We start from the raw sequence: 20878 nt of genomic DNA on the forward strand, positions 1-20878 counted from the left end.
CGGCTTCTTATGTTTTGCCGTTTAATTTAATCCATACTCAGTTTTGAGCAAAAGCTGCGAATGTAATGCAATAATAGAAGTCTCATCAGAACTTAAGTTATTTGTCACATAAGAATAAATCATGAAAATAAAGCACATGTGCTGCCATCAACGGGTTACATTATGTGAGGTAAGTAACTGTATATAGAGTACTTGATGACAATAACATGGATTCTTTTTACGCTTATGGCCGCTTTTATGCAGGCTTGGCGCAACGCTTTTCAAAAGCAACTCAGTACCACTGTAGATGTTTATGGAGTGACTCTAGCACGGTTCATCTTTGCTTTACCTCTAGCACTAATTTACATCAGTTGTCTTTACCACTTCCAACCTGTGACAGATTCCGTCCATTTTAATCTCCGTTTTGCTATCTATGTGCTTATTGCGGCGTTGAGCCAAATTGCAGCAACAGCCTTGATGGTTCAGCTTTTTAAGCAAAAAAATTATGCGATTGGAGTGGGTCTTGCTAAAAGTGAGGCAGTACTTGCTGCAATTATTGCCGTCGTCTTTTTATCCGATCATTTAAGCCTTTTAGGCTGGTTAGGGGTTGCTGTCGGAGGCTTGGCAGTATTTTTAATGTCCAAAGGGCGGGACTTTTCTGATTTTTCCGTACAAACCTTATGTATAGGTATCGGTAGTGGTTTATGTTTTGCCATTACCTCGCTCTTGGTACGTGAGGCCAGTTTAGAACTAGATAATTTACCGTTTATTCACCGTGCAGCTTGGGTGCTCTTAATGGTGATTGGAACACAGTGCTTTTTACTTTTAATGTATTTGGGTATATTTCGCCGTGCAACGTTATGGGCCATGTGGCAGCGTATTGGACTTACATTTCGTGTCAGCTTATGTAGTTTTTTGGCGTCACTGGGTTGGTTTAGTGCCATGAGTATGCAGTCCGTGCCCATTGTAAAAACTTTGGGGCAGGTTGAGATTATTTTTAGTATGTTGATTTCAGCCTACTTCTTTAAAGAAAAGCTGGCACGTGCTGAACATCTCGGTATTGTATTGGTGGTGGTTGCTGCATTTTTAGTGATTTGGGCTTGAAGTCTGATCTTTACACAGCCCCTGTCATTCATTTGTAATGACATTAACCATTCAAAATTTAATGTAACTGCCGTTTTACTAGTCTTCAACTCAAAAAAATAGAGATTAAACCCATGTCTAGGTTTAATCTCCAAAGTGTGTTTTCTCGTGGAGTTTAATTTTGAGGCCCGAAGTTAGATGTTGATATTAGTGCAGCAAACTTCAGATTCTTACTGAAGAAGGTAATTTTGATCTGCACCGACAAAGAAAATCACACCTATACAAAAAAGCCCACAGTAAATCGCGAACCAGATAATCATGTTTTTAAATGCTTTATCTGAAATTGAACTATCTGCATATTTTGCTGGTTTTTTTGAGTCTAGATCTTTCATGGTTACTGCACTCAACTGAGGTGATGAGTACATTATGTAAAGCAAACGACTGATGAAACAGATACAAAACAAGATTAAAAAAATATAACAGATGAAGCAGAATTGCTCATGACTGTTATATTTTAAACCTGTGGGGGACACAGTATGCAGATATCATTAACTTGCGTTAGTTTTTAGAGTCCTATCACTTAAAAATACAAAAAAAATAAAAATAATCTTATATTTAAAATACCACTCATGAATTTTATACATACTGAATCATTAGAAATGATCATTTCATTCATGGTTCTAATTTTTGTACATTAACTAAAATAGCACCTTGTCTGCGTAGACTAGAGTACTTGAACCTTCAGCATGACGTTTAAGTGCAAAACGATATTTAGAACACTATATTTAGAGAGTATTATGAAAAATTTTGAAAATAAAGTGGCAGCGATCACAGGCGCAGGTTCAGGCATTGGGCAGCAGTTGGCGATTCAACTGGCTAAACAAGGTACACATTTGGCACTCAGTGATGTCAATGAACAAGGTTTGGCTGAAACCTTAAATCACGTCAAAGATTATCCTGTTTCAGTCACGCTCACAAAACTGGATGTTTCAGACCGTAAGGCAGTAGAGGATTGGGCAAAGCAGTGTCAGCAAGACTTTGGGCAGGTCAATTTCGTTTTTAATAATGCAGGGGTCGCGTTAGCGAGTACTGTTGAAGGCTTAAGCTATGAAGATGCCGAGTGGATTTTCAACATCAACTTTTGGGGTGTGGTATATGGAACCAAAGCTTTTTTACCCTACTTAAAACAAAGTGGATCTGGGCATATTGTGAATATCTCAAGTCTATTTGGGCTCACTTCTCAACCTACTCAGAGTGCCTATAATGCGACAAAGTTTGCTGTCCGTGGTTTTACCGAAGCACTGCGTCAAGAGTTAGATTTGCAAGACTGTGGCGTTAGCGCAACTTGTGTTCATCCGGGTGGTATACGTACCAATATCGCCAATAGTGCACGAATGAGTGACAGTATTCGTGCGCTGGGTATGAACCCAGAGCGTGCCAGTCGTTCTTTCAATAAAATGCTTAAAACTCCGCCAGATGTGGCAGCACAGGCCATTTTAAAGGCTGTGAAAAAAGATGAGCGCCGTGTCTTAATTGGAACAGATGCCAAAATTATCGATCTGGTACAGCGTATTACACCAACAGGCTATACACAGGCCATGAACTTTTTGACAGGTAAAAAACGCCGCAAATAAAGACGTATTCACATGAAAGATGATTTTATTGTTTTAACCGAGTATGCTGAATCGAGTAATTTTTAAATTAAAAAAAGCTTCGATTTCAATGCTGAAGCATTCCGTTAAATAAAATGATAAGGAGTCCGACATGAGTGATTCTCATAACCATGATCACAGTCATGTTGAAGTGACTGCAAAAAATGCCAAGAAATTAACCATTGCACTTGCCTTGACGTTCACCTTCTTAATTGTGGAAGTGGTTGCAGGATTTATTACGCAAAGCCTAGCCTTACTGTCCGATGCAGCGCATATGTTTACCGATGCCGCTGCTTTAGCCATTGCTTTAGCAGCCATCAAAATTGGGCAAAAACCTGCCGACGATAAACGCACGTTTGGTTATCAACGGTTTGAAATCTTGGCAGCTTTGTTTAATGCCATGATGTTGTTTGTGGTGGCGATTTACATTTTATATGAAGCCTATCAGCGTTTTAGTCAGCCACCTGAAATTCAAAGCTTGGGCATGTTGGTTGTCGCGGCTTTGGGTTTAATCATCAACCTAATTTCAATGAAAATTTTGGTGTCGAGCAGCCAAGACAGCTTAAATGTGAAAGGGGCTTATCTTGAGGTGCTGAGTGATGCCTTGGGTTCTGTGGGCGTGATCATTGGCGCATTGGTGATTTATTTCACAGGTTGGATGTGGGTAGATACTGTTATTGCGGTGTTGATTGGCTTTTGGGTCTTACCTCGAACTTGGGTGCTACTGAAACAAAGTATCAATATTTTGCTCGAAGGTGTGCCAAGTGAAATTGATATCGAATCTTTACGTAATGACTTGCTGGCTTTAGATGGAGTGCAAGGCATTCATCAGCTTAAAGTCTGGGCCATTACCTCTAAGAATGTGCATTTAACAGCGCATTTGATTGCCCCTGATGTAGATCAAAGAGCTTTATACCACCAAGCTGTAGAGTTATTGGGGCATGAGCATGGGATTACGCAAGTGACTTTGCAGATTGAAGAAGATGAATGCCATCCACACCAACATGAACATAGTCATTAAAAAGACTTGACCTTAGACTTAGTCTAGGCTTTACAATAGCGTCACTTTATTTCAGTACGACATTATGCGTTCTACCACGTGGATTAGCGTCTTAGTTGCTTTATTCATGTTCCAAAGTCTTTGGAACGTGGCGGCAGCTTTTTGCGTCCATGAAGAACAAAAAACTCAAGTCGTGACACAACAAAGTTTTCATTTTGGCCACCATCAAACCACCTTGTGTGTGTCTGATGATAAGGCACACCAGCAAAGCAGTGTTGATGACCATACTCAAATGGCAAATGATCAGTTTGAATTGGGTGAAGATCATCAAGATCATTTGCCCTCAATGGCTCATTTGATTATTCCGAAAGAAAAAAACTATCAACTGCCACTCACGCTTGAACTTAGTGAGCGTCCGCAGTTTTTTTGGCACAATGCCTATCAAGCCCCTGATTTATTGGGGCAACATCCTCCTCCTGAACTTTCCCCGCTAATGGTGGGGTAGCCTAAAACATTTCCCACCACTTCTTCTAAAAATTAGTGGGAAAAAACATGTCGAATCAATTTAAGGCGTTTATACGCCAAGCCCTTGCTGTAGGCATAACAACAGCTGCGATGCAATGGAGTTTTGCCGAACCGATCAAGACTTTGGATGAAGCTTTAGCAAAAGTAGAGCGCTATCAAAACCAAAATGACATTGGGCAGCAGCGTCAAAGTATTTCAGAGCTGAACATCAAAAACAGTGGTTTATGGCAAAACCCTAGCTTAAATATCAATCAAGATGGTTTTGGTTCAGATACTGATCGTGAGCACAGTATTGCCATCAGTCAGCCCTTAGATGTGTTTGGACAGCGTAAGCTCAATCAAAAACTCGCAGAAACAGCGCAGCAACAAGGGCAGTTACAGCAACAACTGTGGACAGCACAAAGCCAATTGGTGGTGAAATTTGCATGGTCTCAGTTGGCTTTGGCACAAGTTGAAAAATCGCTGTACGCAGCACAACTCAAAGTGAGTCAAAACAATTTAGACAGTGCCAAAAAACGTTATCAGGCGGGCAGTATTGCTTTGGTTGACTATGAACGTGCGCAAATCGAAAGTTTGGATATGCAGCGCTTATACCAACAAGCGGTATTGGCAGAAGAAGTAGCACAGCGTCAACTCTCAAACCTTTGGGGCGAAACCAAAGCCGACATTCAACTTAATTCCACCTCAATGCCATGGCCAGATCAAAGCGATGCCACGGTACAGCGTTATATTGCTGAAGGTTGGTTGGAAAAGCTGTATGCCCTGAATATTCAACAGTCCAATTTAAACATTGAAAGTTTAAAAGTGCAGGCGCGTCCCAATCCGACCTTAAATGTCGGCATAAAACGGAGCCAAGCACCGAATGAAAGCAGTGATACCACATTAGGTGTCGGCGTGGATATTCCGCTGAATATTTTTAACCGTCAGCAATACAGCATTCCGATGGCCCAGCGTCAGCAAAGCTTGTTGAATCAGCAGCAACAGCGCGAGTTAAAACAGCAGATTTTAGATATCGCCAATGCCATGCATGAGCTCAAAGGACTAAAACAGCAGTTCAGTGCGATCAGTCAACAAACCACTTTGGCAGAACAAGTGCAAGTCCGCACGCTGCAAGGTTTTAAAGCGGGAAAGCTGTCCATTACCGACATCCAACAAGCTAACTCACAACTGCAAAGCATACGCCTTGGGCAGTTGCAGTTATTACGTCAAGCTTGGCAGACTGCATTGAGCGCAGAAGCACTCAGCCTCGGTACCAGCTATGAACAGATCAGTAGTTCAGATGCTTATAGTCAAATCAGCAAAAATTCAATCGCACAAATACAAGACCTCATCCTTGGCGGAGCACAATAATATGCAACTAAAAAACCAATTTGGAAAAATATCACAGCCATTGATGATTGGGCTTTTGCTCCTCATTACATTTCTCATCGCTTTAGGGATCTGGTTTAGCTCAAAAGATACAACCACTGATGAGCATGCGCATGCAGAACATGAAGAATCTGAACATGCGGATGAACCCGAGGCAGAAAAAGGACATGCCGAGGAAGGTGAAATTCAACTGACGGCACAGCAACTGACAGAGCAAGGCATTCAAATCGCTTCAGCTCAACTAGGTGTGGTGTCTCAAGTCACCGTTCTACCCGGAAAGCTTGTGGTTAATACCGATCAGCAAGCTCATATTTCGCCAAACTTTGGTGGGCATGTGGAACAGGTGAATGTTGAGCTTGGTCAAAACGTACAAAAAGGACAAACTTTAGCTGTACTGTCTGTACCCGAACTGATCGATCAACAAGCCAATTTGCGGATGGCTCAAGCCAGTTTGGATTTGGCACGTCAAGATTATCAACGTGAACAGCAGTTATGGTCACAGGGCATTTCTGCCAAGCAAGACTACCAACGGGCAGAAAATGCTTACCGACAAGCGCAGATTACTGTGCAGTCCGTGCAAAGCCGTTTAAACGCTCTAGGGGCAACAGGTGGGGTAAATGGTCGTTTTGCCATTAAAGCCCCCATTTCAGGTGTGATTAGCCAAAAAGATATCGTGGTAGGTGAAAACGTACAATTGGCCGATCAACTTTTTGTGATTGAACAATTTAAAGAGTTATGGCTTGAGTTTAATCTGCCTGCTCAATACTCAGGCCAGTTACAAGCCAATCAGAGTCTGACATTTAAGCCGAATGCTTCTGAGCAAAAATATGAAGCCGTCATCCAAAGCTTAACTTCTCAAGCCGATGCGCAAACAGGACGTTTGGTGGTACGTGCTAAATTAAAAAGCCAAGCGGCTGAACTACGTCCAAATGTTTTGGTGAATATCTTTTTAGACAATACCAGTTCAAAAACAGCGCTTCGCGTCCATAAAAGTGCTATTCAAAACATTGAAGGTCAAACTTCGGTATTTGTGGTCGACGCTGAGGAAAAAGGGCTAGTGCATTTAAAAGCGCAGCCCGTTCAACTTGGGCAAGCTTCAAATGACGCTCAATGGGTGGAAGTGATTTCAGGCCTAACAGCAGGACAACGCTATGTCAGTCAAGGTAGCTTTGTGCTTAAGTCTGAACTAGAAAAAGGCGAGGCTGATCATGCACACTAATCATGATTTACCCAAGCCTGAGGGTTTGTTTGAACGAATTATTCAATTCTCTATTCAAAATGCAATTTGGGTTATGCTCTTTGTCTGTACATGGATTGCGGTCGGAGTTTATAGCTATCAAAAACTGCCGATTGATGCAGTGCCCGATATTACCAATACGCAAGTACAAATTAATACCCAAGCCAATGGCTTTACCGCACTGGAGGTTGAGCAGCGGATTACCTATCCAATTGAAACTGCAATGGCGGGTATTCCCGATTTACAGCTGACTCGCTCGATTTCACGTTATGGTTTGTCCCAAGTCACCATTGTATTTGAGGATGGCACAGACATCTATTGGGCACGTCAGCAGATTAATCAGCGGGTGCAAGAGGTCAAAGCGGACTTACCTAGCGATGTTTCCCCAACCATGTCACCAGTTTCGACGGGTTTAGGTGAAATTTATCAGTGGGTCATTAAAGTCGAACCGAATGCTAAAAAAGCGGATGGTACGTCTTATAGCGCGATGGACTTGCGGGAGATTCAAGACTGGATTGTACGTCCACAACTGCAACGTGTTGCGGGGGTTGCCGAGGTCAATAGCATTGGCGGGTTCAATAAAACCTATGTGGTTGCTCCCGACTTTAACCGTATGCAGCAGTTGAATATTTCCTTAAGCCAGCTACAAACAGCTTTACAGGAAAATAATGAAAACCGTGGTGCCGGCTATATTGAGGAAAATGGTCAGCAGCTCACAGTCCGTGTTCCGGGGACACTCAACAGTCTTGCAGACATTGAAAATACAACGGTTGCCAGCCCAAATGGGAACCCCATTCGTGTCGCGGATATTGCGCAGGTTTCAATTGACCATGAGCTCCGAACAGGAGGCGCAACCTATAATGGCGAAGAAACTGTACTCGGCATCGCTATGATGATGATGGGGGAAAACAGCCGAACGGTGTCTAAAGCTGTAGATACCAAAATTCAAGAGGTGCAAAGCAGTTTACCGCAAGGTGTCAAAATAGAAACAGTTTATGACCGTACCACTTTGGTGGAAAAAGCCATTAAAACGGTGCAAAAGAACTTGGTTGAAGGCGCAATCTTGGTGATTGTGATCCTGTTTTTATTCTTAGGTAATATTCGTGCTGCATTAATCACAGCCTGTGTGATTCCATTGTCTATGCTATTTACTTTAACGGGTATGGCACAGCAGAATATCAGTGCCAACCTGATGAGTTTAGGGGCATTGGATTTCGGTATTATTGTCGACGGTGCAGTGGTGATTGTTGAAAACTGTATTCGCCGTTTAGCCCATGCACAGCAGTTACTCAAACGTCCGTTAACTCAGTCTGAGCGCTTTAAAGAAGTGTTTTTGGCAGCGCGCCAAGCCCGTCGCCCGCTCATTTTTGGTCAATTGATTATTTTAGTGGTGTATTTACCGATTTTTGCACTGACTGGTGTAGAAGCAAAAATGTTCCACCCAATGGCTTTGACGGTTGTACTTGCACTCGTTGCGGCCATTATTTTGTCGATCAGCTTTGTACCTGCGGCTGTCGCACTTTTTGTTAAAGGTGACATCAAAGAAACCGAAAGCCGTTGGATGCTGTGGCTAAAGGATCGTTATCAGCGGGTATTGGACTGCGCCTATCAGTATAAAGCGGTGGTTTTGACCTTTGCACTGTGCTTGTTGATGTTGACGGGATTACTTGCAACGCGTATCGGCAGTGAGTTTGCGCCACAACTGAGTGAAGGTGACTTTGCTGTACAGCAACTGCGTTCCCCAAGCACAGGATTAGAAGAGTCACTTCGTATTCAGGAAAATACTGAAAAGCTACTTCTGAAGAAATTCCCTGAAATACATGCTATTTTTGCGCGAACAGGCACGGCTGAAGTGGCGACCGATGTAATGCCTCCAAATATTTCAGATAGTTACGTCATGCTGAAACCCCGTGATGCATGGCCAAATCCAAAAGAAACACTCGATGAACTGCGTATCCGTATGCAGGCCTATTTAGCAAAATTGCCCGGTAACAACAGTGAGTTTTCTCAGCCAATTGAACTGCGTTTCAATGAGTTAATTTCGGGTGTCCGTAGTGATGTCGGTGTCAAAATCTTTGGTGATGACATGCAAGTATTAAATACGGAAGCTGAAAAAATCAGTAAATTGATTCAACAGGTTTCAGGCAGTACCGCCGTTAAAGTTGAACAAACGTCGGGTTTACCTTTGCTCAATGTTGAAATTGATAAAAGCTTGGCGGCGCAATACGGCCTAAGTGTCAAAACCATACAAGACTATGTATCAGCAAGCATTGGCGGACAAAATGTCGGTGAAATTTTACAGGGTGACCGCCGTTTTGACTTTGTCATTCGACTCAGTGAACAAGACCGTAGTGTCAGTGGGATCGCGCAACTGCCAATACAGCTTCCAAATGGTGGCAGTATTTTACTCACCGATATTGCCACTGTAAAAATGATGGATGGCATCAATCAAGTCAGCCGCGAAAATGGCAAACGTCGTGTGATTATCACGGCGAATGTGGAAGGGCGTGATTTGGGCTCTTTTGTCACAGAAGTACAAAGTCAACTTAAGCAGTATCCTCTACCAAACGGTTACTGGATTGAATATGGTGGTCAGTTTGAAAATCTGGCCTCGGCACAGGCTCGAATGCAGATTGTGATTCCACTGGCATTATTGACGATCTTTATTTTGCTGATGGCCGTTTTCCATAACATCAAAGAAAGCTTGCTTGTGTTCACGGGTGTTCCATTTGCTCTAACTGGTGGTGTGCTTTTCTTGTGGTTAAGAGACATTCCTTTGTCAATGTCGGCGGGTATTGGTTTCATTGCCTTGTCTGGGGTTGCCGTCTTAAATGGTTTGGTCATGCTGACCTTCATTAAAGAGCTAAGAGAGCAATACCGCTTACATGAAGCCGTTTGGCAGGGAGCGATTTTACGATTAAGGCCTGTTTTAATGACCGCTTGTGTAGCGTCTTTAGGTTTTGTCCCAATGGCGCTTGCCACGGGCACAGGAGCAGAGGTTCAACGTCCACTAGCGACCGTGGTGATTGGTGGAATTATTTCTTCGACGTTATTGACCTTGGTGCTATTACCAGTGTTGTATCGTTGGATGAATGCAAAAAAAGAAACGAACGTTTAATCCTTTAATCTGCTGAAGCATGAGGAGGCAAAATAGTCTCCTCATACTTTTTTATACTACTTGATATCAGTCTGATCACTTTGGGGAGTTAAAAATGGTAAATCTGTTATAGTCTGTTATATTTTTTTCACAAAGAACTGTATCTGTCCTTTCGTATAGGAAACCTTAGAATAATGAATATAGATAGAGCGTTGAGGTATTGAAAATGAACTTTTTCCTGAAGAAAAATAGAGCTTGGTTTGTATTCTTTATCATTACTTTATATTCGTTTCTTGGATTTTTTCTTGGATTTATCATTTGGGAATACTTTTTGAAGTAAGTACATAGTAACGCTAAAGAAAACTAAGGCAGCTAATACTTCAAAAAGCAATCAGAATCTTAATTTTATGACTACCAGACTCAACTCATAACGAGACAAGTCTGGTTTTTATAACCTTAAAACTTCCATTGCACCGAGACAGATGCATTTAAAGGGTCACCGGGTTGAATCCACATATCACTATAACTTGCAACATAGTACGTTTCGTCTAAGAGATTGTGCACATTGAACTGATAACGTAGCTGATCTGTTGGCGCATAATAAGCATTTAGATTCAACAAAGTATACTCAGGTAAGTTGAATCCGTTATCTGTACTGTGTCCACTACGTTTTCCCACATAGATTGCCGTTGCACCGAGTCCAACTTTGTCTGCATTGGCAAGGGTCCATTCATAGTTGCTACTGATAGAGCCGCTGTGCTTCGGCACATTGCTGAGTCGTGAACCTTTAACAAGAATTTGGTCTTTTTCAACTTGGGCGTCTGTGTAGCTATAATTGGCACGTATAGAGAATTGATCATTGAGCTGTGTCTCTAGATCGAGCTCTAGCCCCTTACTTGAGACTTCTCCAGCGGTAATTTGATAGTTACTATCTGCTGGATCTGTGGTTAAGACATTCTCTTTATCCATTTTAAAGAGGGCTAAGCTCAACAAACTCTGTGGGGTAATCCGATATTTCCCACCAATCTCATAGCTTTTGCCTTTTTCAGGGTTAAACACATCGCCGTTTCGGTCCATCCCACTGTTGAGCGCAAAGGATTCTCCATAGTTGGCATACCATGACCAACGATCATTCAGTCGGTAGTTTAAACCCAAGCGTGGACTGGTTTGTTGTAAATCCTTTTTACTGGATGTACCTGCAAGTTTATTTTGAAAGTCTTGGGTGATGTGATCAAAGCGTGCTCCATACAGCACACTCCATTGATCATTGAGGAAAATTTGATCTTGTAGATTCAGTGCAAAATAGCGTTGCTGTTCTTCGGTGTTAATGAAAAGTGGAAGCTCAGGTAAGTATTGTCCATAAATAGGAGCATAGATATCAATGCTATTTGGCATGCTACCGCTATGGTTTCGACGCAGTTGTAATTGACGGTACTTCATCTGCCCAAGTTCAGTGCTCAAAAGTACTTCATGACGGGCCCAGTCTTGTTGGATCGTCCCAAGAACTTCAGTTTGAAAGAGAATGTCATCACTTTTATTATCACGGTAGCGACGCTGGCGCTCTAATGTCCGTCCATCACTTTGTATCCGACGAGGTTCACTGGAAAAGCCTTTGAGCTGAGTATCTTTCACGCTAAGAGCATTATTCATTTTCCAGTCATCATTAAACTGATGTGCAAGTCGAAGCTGATAGAAATGATCTTTTTGAATATGATCACCATCATCAGGTTCGCCTGTAAATGTTTTAGGGTCCATCACGAATTGTTTTTGATAACTACTTACGCCACGGTCGAAGGTTCCATCTTGTCGGGTAAATTCGCTGTCAAAATCTAATTGGGTTGAATCTGAAATTTTCCATGTGAGTTGAGGTGAGAAAAACCAACGCTCACTCTGCACATGATCACGAAAACTTTGGTTATCTTCATGTGCGACCGCAATACGATAAGCCACAGCATCACTGATTGGGGCAGTATGTTCAAAACTAGCACGGTATTTTTCTAAACTATTGGCACGTAAATTGACTTCTGAAGAACTTTCCCATTCAGGCTTTTTAGTGTTGATATTCAGTAGACCGCCAGCTTCCCCGCGGCCATAGAGCGCAGTCATTGGGCCTTTTAAAAAGTCGAGAGATTCAATATTCACCATATCTCGCGGAGCGCTGAGACCACGGTTGACACTCAGACCATTTCTGATGATTTGTGCCCCAATATTGGGGTCTGTACTAAAACCTCTAAATGAAAAGTTATCCCAAAAGCCGCCACCATAATTGGTTTGACTATAGACCCCGCTCACTTGCGTGAGTGCATCGTCAATACGTTGCACATCTTGTTGCTGAATTAACGCTTTAGATAACACACTTCGACTAAATGGCACGTCTAAAATGTCATGTGAAAACTTAGTCATTGCGGTGCTTTGTTGAAGGTTTTCACCCTCAGTTTCGGCTTGTAATTGGATGGTCTGGAGTACTTCTGTTGAAGTTTCGGCCCAAGTGAAAGAACTCAGCAGACTTAAATATATGCTTGAGGAAAAAAGAGAGAATTTATTCATCATGAAGGAGAGTAGGTTAGATTTCGTATTGTTATGTTATAACATTTTAATGAGTTTGTAGTTAAAAAATCACTCTAAAGTTGAAAAAATGGCTTAAAAAAATGAAATAAATCAACCTAAGCTTTTAGGTTCCAATCTACAATACACTGCTTCAAGTCAGCTAAAGTCCCAATACCATATGCTGTATCAAATACGACTGAAGATATGGAACGCAGATCAACGTTATAATTTAAAAGCATGTGGTTAAACTATAAACTCAATTTCTAAATCTTCACACTCAAAGCTATCGCCAGACAATTTAAAAAAAGCTGAGATATGTTGAATAATGTGCTTGTTCATTCTACAAAAATTGTGAATACTCATGCCGCAAAATTCAGGCTGTAAATTTATCTTTTGGGGTTAGCAACGACAGTGAAAACGTATCCATTTTCTCGTTTACAAAAAGCATTATTGGCGGTTGGTTCATTTTCATGTCTAGGGCTGAACTCGGTATGGGTACATGCGGCAGAAGAGAGTGATGTGGAACAACTTGCAACCATTACAACCACTGCTCAAACTGAACAATTGGCTTATTATCAACCTAAGGTTAATTTGTCTGGGTTTGGTCAGCAAAACCTTGCAGCCATTCCTGCATCTATTCACACCGTTACTGCTGAACTGATCGCAGATCAACATGCGAAAACACTGGGCGATGTGGTAAAGAACGATGCGTCCGTTGGGGATGGCTATGCACCCATTGGTTACTATGCCAACTTTGTGATGCGTGGATTTAGCTTAAATGCGGGATCAAGTTATTTACTGAACGGTAATTTGCTACGCGGTGAGCAAAATGTAGCGCTTGAAAATAAAGAACAAGTTGAAATCCTAAAAGGCATGAGTGCGATTCAAAGTGGGATGTCAACGCCGGGCGGAGTAGTGAACTATGTGAGCAAACGCCCCAAAGATGTCCAATCTTTAACCCTTGAAGCAGATAGTCATGGCGGCAGCCGTGTGGCGACTGACCTTGGTGGATGGTTTGGAGACAATCAACAGTTTGGTTATCGTGTGAATGCAGCTTATGAAGATATTCACCCCTATGTTGAACATGCTGATGGAAAACGTTTGTTTGGTTCCTTGGCTTTAGACTGGAAAATTTCAGATCGTTCAAAACTTGAATTTGATCTTGAATCACAGCGTCAAAAACAGCGTTCAGTACCGGGCTATCAGCTACTTGATGGTAAAACTGTACCGACAGGAGTGAAATGGGATCGTTTACTGGGCTATCAAAGCTGGAGCAAACCTATCACCAATGAAAGTCTAAATACGAGTTTAAAATACAGCTATCAAATCAATGATAACTGGAGCGGCAATCTGTCTGCTTCACAAAGTCGTGTGGTTGTAGATGATTACTCAGCCTTTGCTTGGGGGTGTTACAGCAGTGTGTGTCAAACTTCTGGTCTAGGTAATAGTTTTGACCAAAATGGGAACTATGACATTTATGATTTCCGCAGCCCAGATGACAGTTATCTCACCCATCAATTTAAAACAGGTTTGAACGGAAAATTCAGCACTGGAGCATGGCAACATAGCCTGAGTTTAGAGTTATCACATGCTTACAAACGTCATACTCAGTATGAATCTACTTATAGTATGGTGAATGTTGGCGCTGGAAATATTTATAATGATCCTATTACTCACACACCGAATGACAGAGATTTAGGTAATCATTACAAATCATTGGATAGTCAACAAACAGCCCTCAACCTGTTGGATCAAATCGAATTTAATGATGCATGGTCAGTTTTGCTGGGCGGTAAGCTTTTACATTTAAATGAAAGTGCCTATGCTGCGGATGGCAACAGTATCCGTGACACCGACTTTAATCGCTTCTTACCACAGCTCGCGTTGATGTATCAGCCTTGGCAGAACACTCATCTGTATGTTTCGTATGCAAAAGGAATCAGCGACGGCAGTCAAGCGCCTGCATATACAGATAATGCTTATGTTACCTTAGCACCAAGACGTTCAACTCAATATGAATTAGGTCTTAAACAGCAATGGCAAGAGCTACTGATTACTGCCGCGTTGTTTGACTTAACACAAGACCATCAATATACCAACTTAGACAACTACTATGTCACCGATGGTGAACAGCATAACCTAGGTTTGGAATTGGGCTTGCAAGGTCGCGTTGCGGAAAATCTGGATATGATATCGACTTTGGCTCTGACTCGTTCACGTTTGGAAGATGTACAAGTAGATGCTTATAAAGGACATCAAACTCAAAATGTACCGACGGTTCGTTTTGCCAATCATGTGTCTTATCAAATGCCTCAAGTAGAAGGTTTACGTTTACTCGCAGGTATGCAATACAGCAGCAGTAAATACGCCAACAAAACGGGTACGGTTAAAGTTTCAGGCTATACCGTATTCGATGCGGGTGCAGCTTATAACTTCCGTGTTTATGGTTATGACAATATGCTTCGCCTGAATGTGGACAACCTGTTCAATAAAAAATATTGGCGAGATGCAGGAAGCTTTTTCGGGGATGACTATTTATTTCTGGGTACACCACGTACAGCACAATTTTCATGGACTGTGAACTTCTAGACAGAAATCGCTAGGTTTTAGGTTTTCTAAATTCTCCAATTTTGGGTCGTAGGAAAACCTATTGCTGGTAAGACTCATGTGTTAGTTGTGGGCTTATTCATTGAATGAATGATGAAGGTTGAATAAGTCTACAGAAATAGGTTTGTATAAAAAATTCTTACTGCACTATGATCAAAGCGAATTCTTAAGCTTATGAATCAATATTCAAAAGCGAACTTTGAAGGTTTGATCTGAATCTATTTTTACATCTTGAATTATCGTGATATAGGAACATTTTATGTTTGATAAGAATAAACGCGCAATCGTGGTTGGTGCTTCAAGAGGGATTGGTCTAGGTCTAGTTAGAGAGTTGCTCAATCAGCACTGGCAGGTTATCGCGACCATCCGAGACATAGACCAAGTCTCTACAGGCTTAAATCAACTGCTTTCTGAGTATCCAGACAGACTTGAATTAACCGAATTAGATTTAAATCATGTACAAACAGTTGACCATTTACTCAGTAAATATCATGAAAAATCCATCGACCTACTGTTGGTTTCTGCGGGCATTCTTGGGCCAGAACATCAACGCGTTGAGCAGTGCACGCCCAATGAGATTACCAATCTGTTTTGGGTAAATAGTATTGCACCCGTGACGATTGCGAGAAAACTTCTTCCTTTGATGAAAGAAAAGAGTGTCATTGCATTTATGAGTTCTCGCATGGGAAGCGTTGCTTTAAACGATGATGGAAGTATGGAGCTGTATCGCGCAAGCAAGGCTGCTCTCAACAGTATCACACGTGGCTTTGCAATAAATGAGGCAATTCCTGCCCAAATAGGCGTGCTGAACTTACATCCAGGTTGGGTGCAAACTGAAATGGGCGGAAACCATGCACCTATCAGTGTAAAAGAAAGCACAACGGGCATTGTACGCGTGGTTGAGGATTTTATTGGCGAAAATGAACAACAGTTTGTCGACTTTCAAGGTCATGAAATAACGTGGTAATAAATAGCCACCGCCTAAATAATACGGTGCAGTTTTTCATTCTTGGAGGGACTGCATATTGCTTTCATCCTAAATAAAATAACAACTTGCTAAAAAGTGCGATAACCATTTAAAAATAGTCGTACCGTATTTTGAATATTTTCTTGCAACTGTTCTGTATTGGGTAAATAGGACTCATCTCAAAACTACAAGAGATGCACCATGATTAATTGTATTTAAGAACTGTGATCGACATAAAACACAATTTCTACATCTATACAATCCTATCTTTTTCCAGTAATTTTACTATGGTATGAAAAATGCTAAGAATAAAATGACTCAAAAAGGATGACCTATGAAAAAAACGATTTCAGCTTTGACATTAAGTTTAAGCCTATTACTCCCATGTGCAGCATTTGCCAAAAATAATGTCGTTGTTGTCGCTACTGGTGGAACGATTGCAGGTGCTGGAGCAAGCTCTACCAATAGTGCAACTTATACTGCGGCAAAAGTTCCTGTAGATGCATTATTAAATGCGGTTCCCCAGATTCAAAACCTTGCCAATGTGACTGGTGTGCAGGCAATGCAAGTTGCATCAGAAAGTATTACGGATAAAGAATTATTATCCCTTGCACGTCAAGTCAATGACTTGCTTAAAAAGCCTGATGTGAATGGTGTCGTGATTACACATGGAACAGACACCCTAGAAGAAACAGCTTTCTTTTTAAATTTAGTGATTCATTCAGACAAGCCGATTGTATTGGTCGGGTCAATGCGTCCAAGTACTGCACTTTCTGCTGATGGCCCGTTGAACCTTTATAGTGCGGTTGCACTTGTTGCCGATGACAGTGCAAAAGGTAAAGGAACTTTTGTGCTCATGAATGACGACATTTTTGCAGCACGAGATGTTTCAAAAACAATTAATATCCATACCAATGCATTTATGAGCCAATGGGGTGCGCTCGGAACCTTAGTGGAAGGAAAACCATATTGGTTTAGAAATACAGCAAAACGTCATAATAAGAGCTCAGAATTTAATATTGAAAATATTAAAGGCGATAGCTTACCGCTGGTACAAATTGTTTATGGTTCAGGCAATATGTTGCCAGATGCATACACGGCTTATGCGAAAGCAGGGGCAAAAGCTATTATTCATGCAGGTACAGGGAATGGCTCGGTAGCCAATTATATTGTCCCAACATTAACGGACTTACAAAAACAAGGTGTGCAAATTATTCGTTCATCTCGCGTACCCCAAGGTTTTATTCTTAGAAATGCAGAACAACCAGATGACAAATATGGTTGGGTCGTCGCACATGATCTTAACCCGCAAAAAGCTAAATTACTGGCTGCACTTGCTTTAACAAAAACAAAAGATGCCAAGGAAATCCAACGCATTTTTTGGGATTACTAAACCCAATAACGGTGAAATCGCATAGTAACGCTTTTCAGCTAAGCACCTTAAAATTTAAGGTGCTTTTTTAGCGTCTATAAATAGATTAAATTCATCGACTCTGTATCGAATAAATGTTTAACAAATCAACAGTAATCTATATTCGCCATCCTTTTCAACGGGTGCTCTATGTACACAAGGCAAGACTTTTTGCATAGGATGATCTACCGCCAAACGACAAAGATGGCCTAAGCCTAAATTCACAGGTTTTGCATTCAGTTTAGGCTGATAATGCAGATCAAAAAAATATTCTTCTAGAAAGGTTTCAAATTCAGCTTCAGGGCCATCATGTAATTTTTTAAGTTTTTCTCTGATCTCGGGAATTAGAATCTTTTGCTCCACCTGATCATTGGGTACGATATCACTTGCAGCGCCGTGATAAGTGCAGAGGAAAGTATCTGTTTCAATCGGTGAGCGATCAACATGAAACGAATATACATCTGTGGAAATAAAGTCTAGCTCGTCATCTCGCTCATAACATTTTAGTAAATTAAGAGCAGGAGATGCACCGAAATCAGTTAAGAGCTGTATATCTTTTAAAATGATTTCCCTTGCTAAATTTCCTTTTTCTGAAAGTTGTAATGCTAAAAGATCTTCAATCGAAACTTCTGTAATCTTTTCTTTTAACTCAAGTTTAGCCACAATTTCTTTAAAATCCCCAACCAAATTTCTATGCCAGCAAAGTGCATTCATTTCTCCTTGAAATTTGGAATTTACAAGTTCAGAAAAAGAAGAAACTACTTCAATTTGATTGTTGTCAGAAAATGTATTCGTCATGAGAAAATTAGATAATAAACAGTGCTTAATCATAACATCTAGCTTTAGGTGTATTGCATTTAAAAGTAGCTCGGTAATTGCTTACAGATATGGAGGAGCTCTATATTTGTAGTATGGAAAGAAGTTTTAGCTATTGATTGAGCAAATATTTGCGCATTTAATTTAAATTATTATGTGAATGCGCAAATATATTCTCATTTTTTTAGTTTTATGGTATTTTTGAGAAAATATTTGTTCATTAATATTTATGGAAAAATTAACGATTCAAGCTCTTCTCGATACAGAATGGCTAGATATAGCAGAACTTAAAATATTAGAACCACATAAAGGTTCTGCAAGTGCGTGTGAGTTAGCCTACGAATTAGAATATGCCATTTCTTATCTAGATAAGAGAGATGAACATGCATGTAGCTTAGCACTTCCTATTCAAATTCTTATTCAACATGAATCGAAAGTCTGGTTTAGTTTTTTAGATGATATTGTTCCATCTGGTGCTGCTCGACGTTATTTGGTTCAATATCTAGGTTTGCAAAAACTCTCATCAGCAGAACAAGATTTTACTTTATTGGCAAAAGGTACAATTGCTCCTGTAGGGAATCTAAGAGTTAAGGAGTCAGTACCTCCGATCAATCCAGAATCAACATTACACTTACGCAAGTTCACTACTGGTGATGTTACAGAACGAAATGTTGATTTTCTCGAATACGCACAACAAATGGGTGCAATTAGTGGCGGTGCAACTGGTGCAGGAGGTGAGGCTCCAAAACTATTAATTCGCGTGTCAAAGGATCAGCAAGTTTGGATTGATACCTATCAAAATTCTTTTGATGAACCAGATCAGCATTATCTAGTTAAATTCCCTCGAAATAAGCGTAGTGCAATAGATTGCGACATATTGAGAGCAGAATATCATTTTTATCATGTCCTGAATGAACTTGGATTTACAACAATTGAAACTTCTCAGATGAAGCTGATTGAAGGTCAGAAATACCCTTCGTTATGGTTGCCGAGATTTGACACAGAGTGGCGTAATCAACAATGGCATCGACTCGGGCTTGAGTCAGTTTATTCCGTATTGAATAAAACATCAGGGAGCCATTTGAATCATTTTGAGGTCATAGACACGCTTTGTACCTTATTAAAATCGGTGGACAAAAACTTTGATTCTTCGCAATTCGTTTGTGAGTGGTTACAAAGGGATTTGCTGAATATCATTTTTGGTAACTCAGATAATCACGGCCGTAATACGTCATTCTTAAAAAAATCAGGACGAATATTTCTTGCTCCAATTTACGACTTTGCCCCAATGAAAGCCGATCCAGAAGTTGTCACGAGATCAACAACATGGGGAAGTCCGTATGAAGAAGGAGGGGAATACCGCTGGGAAAGTATTAGCCGAAATCTTGCACATTGGTGTGAACCACAAATATCTTTAAGTACATTGAAAACATTGGCGAGCAAACTTATTGGTCTCAAACAGCAATTAATCAATAAAGGTGTTCCCCAAACGATTATAGATATGCCAGGTCTAGGATATGACTTTATTGAAGCCAAATTGAGTCGATGGGAGCTATTATGAAAAAGGAAAATCAGCCACTTGACCGTCAGCAATTGCTCATTGATTTATATACGCAATATTTATTCGGTAAAATTACCTTGGGGCAACTGCTGAACCACTTGCGCAAAAATGTATTGGGGCTATCTCAAGAAAAATATGCAACAATGGTTGGAATCAGTCGGCGTACTTTAACCGACATTGAACAGGACAAAGGTCAACTGACTCAGGTCGTGTTAGATAAGGTGTTTAAACCACTTGGCTTAAAAGCTGGCCTCGTACCGACACATGAGCATATCGTTCACAAGATTATTCAGCCATCTAGTGATTAAAAGCTTAAGATTGAAGCTATTTTGACCATCTAGGCAGGACACTATGGAAAAAATGGTCACGCTGTGCATCAAGTTATTAGGCGATAAACTCAGTTCAAGGAATTTTGACAGTCAATTCAACGAGATTGATCTGCCTGAGAACAAAAAACAATCGAATACAGCGAGTTTACAGTGGGGATTGAAAACCCCCTCTAATAAGATGCCGGTAAAGATTTATGCGTGTAAACCCACATTTGTACAAAACTGGAAGCTACGACAGATCAAAGGGTGTTTTAACCAAGGCTGACTATGTGTACATGCGCGATCTACTAGAGACCGTGCTAGAACAACTGCAAAATTCAGAATTAGATAACGATAAAGAAATAGATCAGCTCAAACAGTTTTTTATCAAGTTAGATCATCACATCGATAGGCTGCGCGCGTAGATTTCGGCATAACGTATATTATGTTCATTGGCGTAGTCAGCAGCGTGAATATAATTGTGCAGATTCACCATGCTGATCTGTGGCACCAACTGAGTTGCGTAGGCCACAACCTCAGGTACTCCATTTAACTTATGTTTACCTAAAATCTAGTTTATAAATTATTTTTACAATAGACCTTGTATCTTGGAGGTTGTAGTGATTAGCTTCCACTATATGCAAATTGTAGAGTTTGTAATAGACCTAAGACTTTTAGTCTGTGCAAGAGATAAAACCTACAATTTGCCCTAACCACTTG

Annotated in this window: 16 protein-coding genes and 1 pseudogene; 14 read left to right on the plus strand and 3 right to left on the minus strand. The window is 40.8% G+C overall.

Features of this window, described 5'->3' with window-relative positions; all coding sequences use genetic code 11:
- Nucleotides 1-195: 195 nt before the first annotated feature.
- The 8 genes from MF4640_RS07110 (at nucleotide 196) to MF4640_RS18955 (ending at nucleotide 10281) form a co-directional block, all read left to right on the plus strand.
- Nucleotides 196-1083: a DMT family transporter gene (locus tag MF4640_RS07110; RefSeq protein ID WP_039889616.1), complete on the plus strand. Its 888-nt coding sequence runs from the start codon at nucleotides 196-198 to the stop codon at nucleotides 1081-1083.
- 776 nt (nucleotides 1084-1859) lie between these two features.
- Nucleotides 1860-2696, plus strand: a complete 837-nt coding sequence (locus MF4640_RS07120; protein WP_005399478.1) for an SDR family NAD(P)-dependent oxidoreductase — start codon at nucleotides 1860-1862, stop codon at nucleotides 2694-2696.
- Nucleotides 2697-2826: 130 nt separating this feature from the next.
- Nucleotides 2827-3735, plus strand: a complete 909-nt coding sequence (locus MF4640_RS07125; protein WP_005399477.1) for a cation diffusion facilitator family transporter — start codon at nucleotides 2827-2829, stop codon at nucleotides 3733-3735.
- Nucleotides 3736-3799: 64 nt separating this feature from the next.
- A complete protein-coding gene (locus tag MF4640_RS07130) occupies nucleotides 3800-4219 on the plus strand; it encodes a cation efflux protein, CzcI-like (protein ID WP_005399476.1) in 420 nt (139 codons plus the stop codon).
- A gap of 47 nt (nucleotides 4220-4266) precedes the next feature.
- Nucleotides 4267-5589 (plus strand): TolC family protein, encoded by a 1323-nt coding sequence (locus tag MF4640_RS07135; protein WP_078389103.1) that lies wholly within the window; start codon nucleotides 4267-4269, stop codon nucleotides 5587-5589.
- A gap of 1 nt (nucleotide 5590) precedes the next feature.
- The gene (locus tag MF4640_RS07140) at nucleotides 5591-6826 is read left to right on the plus strand and encodes an efflux RND transporter periplasmic adaptor subunit (RefSeq protein ID WP_078389104.1); all 1236 of its coding nucleotides are present in this window, start codon (nucleotides 5591-5593) and stop codon (nucleotides 6824-6826) included.
- Nucleotides 6816-9962: an efflux RND transporter permease subunit gene (locus MF4640_RS07145; protein WP_078389105.1), complete on the plus strand. Its 3147-nt coding sequence runs from the start codon at nucleotides 6816-6818 to the stop codon at nucleotides 9960-9962. The genes MF4640_RS07140 and MF4640_RS07145 overlap by 11 nt, the downstream gene beginning before the upstream one ends.
- A gap of 205 nt (nucleotides 9963-10167) precedes the next feature.
- Nucleotides 10168-10281, plus strand: coding sequence for a hypothetical protein (locus MF4640_RS18955; RefSeq protein ID WP_101495475.1), 114 nt, complete (start codon nucleotides 10168-10170; stop codon nucleotides 10279-10281).
- Nucleotides 10282-10397: 116 nt separating this feature from the next.
- On the opposite strand, the gene MF4640_RS07150 is transcribed toward MF4640_RS18955, so the two are convergent.
- Nucleotides 10398-12491 (minus strand): TonB-dependent siderophore receptor, encoded by a 2094-nt coding sequence (locus tag MF4640_RS07150; RefSeq protein WP_078389106.1) that lies wholly within the window; start codon nucleotides 12489-12491, stop codon nucleotides 10398-10400.
- A 408-nt stretch (nucleotides 12492-12899) separates the two neighbouring features.
- Here MF4640_RS07150 and MF4640_RS07155 point away from each other — a divergent pair, with 408 nt between their 5' ends.
- The 3 genes from MF4640_RS07155 (at nucleotide 12900) to MF4640_RS07165 (ending at nucleotide 17455) form a co-directional block, all read left to right on the plus strand.
- Complete coding sequence (locus tag MF4640_RS07155; protein ID WP_078389107.1) at nucleotides 12900-15077, plus strand: TonB-dependent siderophore receptor; 2178 nt, start codon at nucleotides 12900-12902, stop codon at nucleotides 15075-15077.
- A gap of 277 nt (nucleotides 15078-15354) precedes the next feature.
- Nucleotides 15355-16062 carry an SDR family oxidoreductase gene (locus tag MF4640_RS07160; protein ID WP_078389108.1) on the plus strand — a complete coding sequence of 236 codons (708 nt, stop codon included), beginning with the start codon at nucleotides 15355-15357 and terminating at the stop codon, nucleotides 16060-16062.
- A gap of 334 nt (nucleotides 16063-16396) precedes the next feature.
- Nucleotides 16397-17455 (plus strand): asparaginase, encoded by a 1059-nt coding sequence (locus MF4640_RS07165; protein WP_005399469.1) that lies wholly within the window; start codon nucleotides 16397-16399, stop codon nucleotides 17453-17455.
- A gap of 117 nt (nucleotides 17456-17572) precedes the next feature.
- Here the strand turns inward: MF4640_RS07165 and MF4640_RS07170 are convergent, their stop codons facing one another.
- Nucleotides 17573-18271 carry a DUF1826 domain-containing protein gene (locus MF4640_RS07170; RefSeq protein WP_078389109.1) on the minus strand — a complete coding sequence of 233 codons (699 nt, stop codon included), beginning with the start codon at nucleotides 18269-18271 and terminating at the stop codon, nucleotides 17573-17575.
- A 247-nt stretch (nucleotides 18272-18518) separates the two neighbouring features.
- On the opposite strand from MF4640_RS07170, the gene MF4640_RS07175 reads away from it, so the two are divergent.
- The 3 genes and pseudogenes from MF4640_RS07175 to MF4640_RS19970 form a co-directional block, all read left to right on the plus strand.
- Nucleotides 18519-19850, plus strand: coding sequence for a type II toxin-antitoxin system HipA family toxin (locus MF4640_RS07175; RefSeq protein WP_078389110.1), 1332 nt, complete (start codon nucleotides 18519-18521; stop codon nucleotides 19848-19850).
- Complete coding sequence (locus tag MF4640_RS07180; RefSeq protein WP_078389111.1) at nucleotides 19835-20158, plus strand: helix-turn-helix domain-containing protein; 324 nt, start codon at nucleotides 19835-19837, stop codon at nucleotides 20156-20158. Before MF4640_RS07175 ends, MF4640_RS07180 begins: the two co-directional genes overlap by 16 nt.
- Nucleotides 20159-20187: 29 nt before the next feature.
- A pseudogene (locus tag MF4640_RS19970) lies at nucleotides 20188-20285 on the plus strand (IS5/IS1182 family transposase); the annotation flags it as partial.
- Between the two features lie 273 nt (nucleotides 20286-20558).
- Here MF4640_RS19970 and MF4640_RS19880 read toward each other — a convergent pair.
- Nucleotides 20559-20690, minus strand: a complete 132-nt coding sequence (locus MF4640_RS19880) for a hypothetical protein (RefSeq protein WP_264754355.1) — start codon at nucleotides 20688-20690, stop codon at nucleotides 20559-20561.
- Between the last annotated feature and the right edge of the window lie 188 nt (nucleotides 20691-20878).

Origin of the sequence: Acinetobacter sp. MF4640, from assembly GCF_002018895.1 — a bacterium.
GTDB classification, from domain to species: domain Bacteria; phylum Pseudomonadota; class Gammaproteobacteria; order Pseudomonadales; family Moraxellaceae; genus Acinetobacter; species Acinetobacter johnsonii.